The sequence below is a fragment of the Intestinibacter sp. genome (assembly GCF_034113885.1).
Classification (GTDB): Bacteria; Bacillota; Clostridia; order Peptostreptococcales; family Peptostreptococcaceae; genus Intestinibacter.
Genome location: NZ_JAXEWM010000192.1, coordinates 1 through 5,766, shown reverse-complemented (window position 1 = coordinate 5,766; position 5,766 = coordinate 1). Strand labels below are relative to the sequence as shown.

The 5,766-nt window shown below is 30.7% G+C and carries 5 protein-coding genes; all 5 read left to right on the top strand.

Annotated features, from left to right (window positions below; translation table 11 throughout):
- Window positions 1-671 (top strand): Mur ligase family protein (locus SPD90_RS12050; protein ID WP_320925389.1); only part of this gene is annotated, 671 nt, incomplete at its 5' end.
- Window positions 672-721: 50 nt separating this feature from the next.
- A complete protein-coding gene (gene spoVE, locus SPD90_RS12045) occupies window positions 722-1,858 on the top strand; it encodes a stage V sporulation protein E (RefSeq protein WP_320623832.1) in 1,137 nt (378 codons plus the stop codon).
- Between the two features lie 14 nt (window positions 1,859-1,872).
- The gene (gene murG, locus SPD90_RS12040) at window positions 1,873-3,078 is read left to right on the top strand and encodes an undecaprenyldiphospho-muramoylpentapeptide beta-N-acetylglucosaminyltransferase (RefSeq protein WP_320925388.1); all 1,206 of its coding nucleotides are present in this window, start codon (window positions 1,873-1,875) and stop codon (window positions 3,076-3,078) included.
- A 233-nt stretch (window positions 3,079-3,311) separates the two neighbouring features.
- A complete protein-coding gene (locus SPD90_RS12035; RefSeq protein WP_320925387.1) occupies window positions 3,312-4,061 on the top strand; it encodes a cell division protein FtsQ/DivIB in 750 nt (249 codons plus the stop codon).
- A 336-nt stretch (window positions 4,062-4,397) separates the two neighbouring features.
- Window positions 4,398-5,558 carry a cell division protein FtsZ gene (gene ftsZ / locus SPD90_RS12030; protein ID WP_320623835.1) on the top strand — a complete coding sequence of 387 codons (1,161 nt, stop codon included), beginning with the start codon at window positions 4,398-4,400 and terminating at the stop codon, window positions 5,556-5,558.
- The last annotated feature ends 208 nt before the right edge of the window (window positions 5,559-5,766 follow it).

Here is a 5,766-nt window from a genome sequence, read left to right as displayed (position 1 = left end):
TGGCAAGTAAATGCAACTCTCAAGTTTTATACTTCTCAAGAAAATCACAAGATGTAAGAGGAGTATATGTAAACGATGAAGGAAATATAATAATAAATGTAGATAAAGAAATAGTACTTCTAAATAAAGATGAACTTAGCTTACCAGGAGGACATAACCTAGAAAACTGCATGGCAGCAGCTATAGGTGCATATGTACTAGGTGTAGACTTAGATGTCATTAGAGAAGTTCTAAAAACTTTCAAAGCAGTAGAACATAGATTAGAATATGTAAGAACTCTTGATGGAGTTATGTATGTAAACGACTCAAAGGGTACTAATCCAGACTCAACTATTAAAGCAGTTACTTCTTACAAGAATCCTATTATATTAATAGCTGGAGGATACGATAAGGATAGTGCTTACGATGAACTTTTAGATATTGCCAAGGAAAATGTAAAAGCTTTAGTTTTAATGGGTGCAACTGCACCAAAAATAGAAGCTTGTGCAAAAGCTAAAGGATTTGAAACAATTAAAAGAGTAAATGATATGAAAGAAGCAGTAAAAGTTTCTCACGAGCTTGCAAATGAAGGAGATGTTGTTTTACTTTCTCCAGCATGCGCAAGCTGGGATATGTACACAAGCTTTGAAGTGAGAGGACGCGACTTCAAAGATAATGTAAACAATTTATAATTAAATCTCTTCCTTCAAAGCTAATAGCGATGAGGAGGGTAGTCATTCATATGCCTAATGAAAATTTGAAAACAAAAAAACAAATTACACAGGGGATGAAGACGGAGTTTGATTTAGTGATTTTTTATACCACAATTGCGTTGGTATTGTTTGGAATAGTCATGGTGTTTAGTGCGAGCTATGTTCAGGCTTCATTTAAGCATCATGACGGTTATTTCTTTTTAAAAAGAGATATAATTTACGCTATATTGGGATTTGGCGGTATGATATTCATGTCGAATATCGATTATAACATATGGAAGAAGAATTCACTGCCACTTTGTATATTTACAGTCATATGTCTAGTACTAGTTTTAACACCTCTAGGAATAGAGGCTAACGGAGCAAAACGATGGCTTGGTATAGGAGGGGCGACCTTTCAACCGTCGGATATAGCAAAATTTGTAACTATAATAATAACAGCAAAGGTCATAGAAAAAAGATACGACGATATAAAATCTTTAAGAAAAGGTGTCATACCTATTTTAATAGTGCCGTCGATATTTTTTATACTGATAATGCTACAGCCTAATATGTCTACTGCGGGGACCCTTATAATAGTAGTTTTTATAATGCTATTTGTGGCAGGCATGAACATGAAATTTGTGTTTAGTATGCTAATTATGGGTGTAGGGTTATTTATAGCTCTAGTAATAGCAGAGCCATATAGACTTAAACGATTTACAGCATTTTTAGATCCATTTCAGGATCCTCTTGGAAGCGGATACCAGGTTATACAAAGTCTCTATGCTATAGGTTCAGGCGGGCTTTTTGGTCTAGGACTTGGTAAGAGCAGACAGAAATATTTTTACATACCAGAGCCTCAAAATGACTTTATTTTTGCTATAATAGGTGAAGAGCTAGGTCTTGTAGGCTGTATTTTGGTTATAATGTTATTTGTAATACTAGTTTATAGATGTGTAAGAATTGCTCTGAAGACAAAGGATTTATTTGCATGTATGGTAGTTATAGGGATAGGAGCTCAAATAGGAATACAGGCAGCTTTTAATATAGCTGTGGCAACATCTTCTATGCCGGCGACAGGAGTGGCGCTTCCATTTATAAGTTATGGAGGAACCTCGCTCACAGTGCTGATGGGTGAAATTGGAATTGTTTTGAATATATCAAAGAAAGTGAAAATTAATTAACAGGAGATGATCAAGTGAAGGTATTATTAGCAGGTGGTGGTACTGGAGGACATGTATATCCAGCTATAGCCATAGCAAATAAAATAAAAGAACATAATCCTGATTGTGAAATTCTATTTGTCGGAACTAAAAAGGGTATTGAATCTGAAATAGTTCCAAAGGCAGGTTTTGAATTAAAAACAGTCACAGTTCAAGGTTTTAAGAGAAAAATAGATTTAGATAATATAAAGAGAGTATTTAAATTATGTAAAGGTTTAGAACAATCTAGAAAAATAGTAAAAAAATATAAACCAGATATAGTTATAGGTACTGGAGGATATGTGAGTGGACCGGTTTTATTTAATGCAGCTATGAGTAAGAAGGTCACTATAGTTCACGAACAAAACTCTTTCCCAGGTGTTACAAATAAAATACTTTCTAAAGTTGCTACAAAGGTTCTTACAAGCTTTGAGGACTCTCACAAGAGATTTCCAGAAAAGAGTCAAGGCAAATTAGTACTTACAGGAAACCCTGTCAGAAAGGAAATCCTACAAGCTAGAAAATATATATCTAGAAAAAATCTAGGTATAGCTGAAGATAAAAAAATGGTTTTATGCTACGGAGGTAGCGGCGGCTCAGAAGAAATAAACGATGCTATGAGACTAGTTATCAAAAATATGGTAAAAGAGGACGTGGCGTTTATATTTGCAACAGGAAAGGTTTACTATGACGAATTTATAGAAAGTATAAAGGATATCGAGCTTAAGCCTTACCAAAGAGTAATGCCTTACTTAGATAATATGGCAGATGGGCTTGCAGCTAGTGACATAGTAATAGGAAGTGCAGGAGCTATATCTCTAGCGGAAATAACTGCACTTGGTAAGCCTTCAATAATAATTCCTAAGGCGTACACAGCAGAAAATCATCAAGAATACAACGCTAAAAGTATAGAGGCTCAAGGTGCTGGAATAGCTATATTAGAAAAGGATTTAACACCAGAATCTTTAAACGAAGCTGTATTTAAATTACTTGGCGATAAAGAATTACTTATAGATATGTCAAATGCAGCTAAAAAAATCGGTAAGCCAGAAGCTATCGACTTAATATACGATGAAATAATGAAGGCATACAATGAATCTCCAAATGCTAAAAAGAAAAAAGAAACAGAAGTAAAAGAAAAAGACGCTTCAGCTGAAAAATCTGTTGATGATTCAAAGGTTATAGGAATAAAAAAGAAATAAATTAAAATTAAAAATAAAGGATATAGATTAGTTAAAAGCTACTCTATATCTTTTTGTTTGCAAAAATAAAAGTTTATAGGATGTATAGCGAGATAAATAGGTTTATATATCGAAATCATATGAAAAATAGGCGATTTTAATATAAATTTGTTTTTAAAAAATAAATTTATATGTAGGAGATAAAAGTAGTTGTGTAGTATTTAAGATTAATAACTTATATTGGAGTGATTTCGATGAAAGGTAAAAAAAACAAAAGAAGGAAAATAAGGATAAATAGATTGATTACATTGTTGCTATTTATTTTTATGATTTGCTTTGGAGCGATAGTATTTATAAAAAGCGATTTTTTTTCTTTAAAACACATAAAGATAATAAATAATAATATGCTTACAAAATCAGATATAAATAGCTTATCTAAAGTTGCAATAGGAAAAAATATATTTACATACGATTTAAAAAAAATAAAATCAAATATTGAAGAGAACCCATATATTGAAAGCATATCTATAAAAAGAAAGCTTCCTAACACATTGATAGTAGATATTAAAGAAAAAGATATAATGTGCATGTTAAAGGATAAAAAAGAAAACTATTATTATATTGATAAAAGTATGGAATATGTAGATAAGGTAAATGAATCAGATATAAAACAGAATTATCCAATTGTAGGTATGGATTTTTCTGTCGACGAAAAGCAAATAAATTATAAAAATAAAAATGATAAAAAATATTTAAAGGCACTTATGAAAAATATAAAAAAACAGGGCTTAAATAAAAAAATTCGAGAAATTGACTGCTTTGACGAAAAACAAATCGATATAAGTATAGATAAAAGTATAGAAGTAGTAGTTTTAAAGGATAAAAACATAGACTATAATATAGCTAAGCTGACAAAAATTTTATTGGATTTAGAAAAACAGGATATTCATTATGGAAAAATTGATATGACTTTTTCAAAATACTCTCTATATACATATGAGTGATAAATGTATAAATTGGACTTAATAATGAGTATATATTTAGAAATAGAGTAGCTTAAATCTTACAAAAACATAAAGATTTTAAAATATAATATGTAAATTGTATATTATTATAAAAAACTTAACAAATTAAATCAAATAAATGATATAATAAGTTATATTGCAATTTAAAATGGCTTTTTTTTTAAAAAAATAGATTTTAAGTTAAATTTAACAAATATTTGAAAGAAAAATTATAAAATAGTTATTTATTTAAGAAATATACGTTAAACATTTAAATATTAAATGATATAATAAAAATATATATGGAAATAAATTATGAGAGAGGGAGGTTTCGATATGTTAAGTTTTGATTTAGAAACTGACAATAATGCTAAAATAAAAGTATTTGGCGTTGGCGGCGGCGGAAACAACGCTGTTAATAGAATGATCGATGAGCAAATAAAAGGAATTGATTTTATAGCAATTAATACTGACAGACAAGCATTAGTGACTTCAAAAGCAGAAAACCAAGTTCAAATAGGAGAAAAGCTTACAAGAGGATTAGGAGCAGGTGCTGACCCTGAAATAGGAAGAAAAGCAGCAGAAGAAAGTAAAGAACAAATAGAACAATTACTACAAGATACAGATATGGTATTTGTTACTGCCGGAATGGGCGGTGGAACAGGTACAGGAGCAGCTCCAGTAGTAGCTCAATTAGCAAAACAAAAGGGTATTTTAACAGTAGGTGTTGTTACTAAGCCTTTTGGATTTGAAGGTAAAGTAAGAATGAAAAATGCAGAAGCTGGTATTGAAGAATTAAAAGCAAATGTAGATACATTAATCACTATACCAAATGATAGATTACTAGAAGTAGTTCAAAAAAATACATCTATATTAGATGCGTTTTCTATAGCTGATAATGTATTAAAACAAGGTATACAATCTATATCAGACTTAATAAAGGTTCCAGGGCTTATAAACTTAGACTTCGCAGATGTTACATCTATAATGAAGGAAAAAGGACTAGCTCATATGGGTATAGGTAGTGCAAGTGGAGAAAACAGAGCTATAGAAGCAGCTAAAGAAGCAATACAATCACCACTTCTTGAAACATCTATAAGAGGCGCAAAAGGCGTTTTACTTAATGTAACAGGAGGACCTAGCTTATCATTATTTGAAGCAAATGCAGCTTCTAACTTAATAACTGAATCATGTGACCCAGATGCAAACATTATATTTGGGGCATCTATTAGAGAGGATTTAGAAGATGAAATAATGATAACTGTTATAGCTACAGGATTTGACAATGCTCCACAAGGTGGATATGTTGAACCTACTCCAATTAAAAAAACTGAGATACCACCAGTAGCTAAACCAGCACCAAAGCCAGCACCAAAACCTGAACCAGTTAGAGAAGTAGAACCTGTAGTTGAAGCAAAACCAGAGCCTGTTAAAACATCAAGTGACTGGGATGATGAAATGGAAATACCAACTTTTTTGAGAAATAAAAGAAGATAATTTAAATAAAGTAAAAAAACTTCCGATATTAATTTGGAAGTTTTTTTATTTATGCTAAAAAATATAATTTTGATTCATTGTAAAATGAAATTGAACTAAAAAAAATATCCATAGTAAGATATCCTGTGTTATTATTTAATCACCACAAAAAAATAAAGAAAGGATATAAATTACTATGGATAACAATAATACTAACACAAATACAAGA

Excerpts from the sequence above, each read along its gene's own strand:
- spoVE (WP_320623832.1), top strand. The coding sequence starts at position 722 with ATGCCTAATGAAAATTTGAAAACAAAAAAACAAATTACACAGGGGATG.
- SPD90_RS12035 (WP_320925387.1), top strand. The coding sequence starts at position 3,312 with ATGAAAGGTAAAAAAAACAAAAGAAGGAAAATAAGGATAAATAGATTG.
- ftsZ (WP_320623835.1), top strand. The coding sequence starts at position 4,398 with ATGTTAAGTTTTGATTTAGAAACTGACAATAATGCTAAAATAAAAGTA.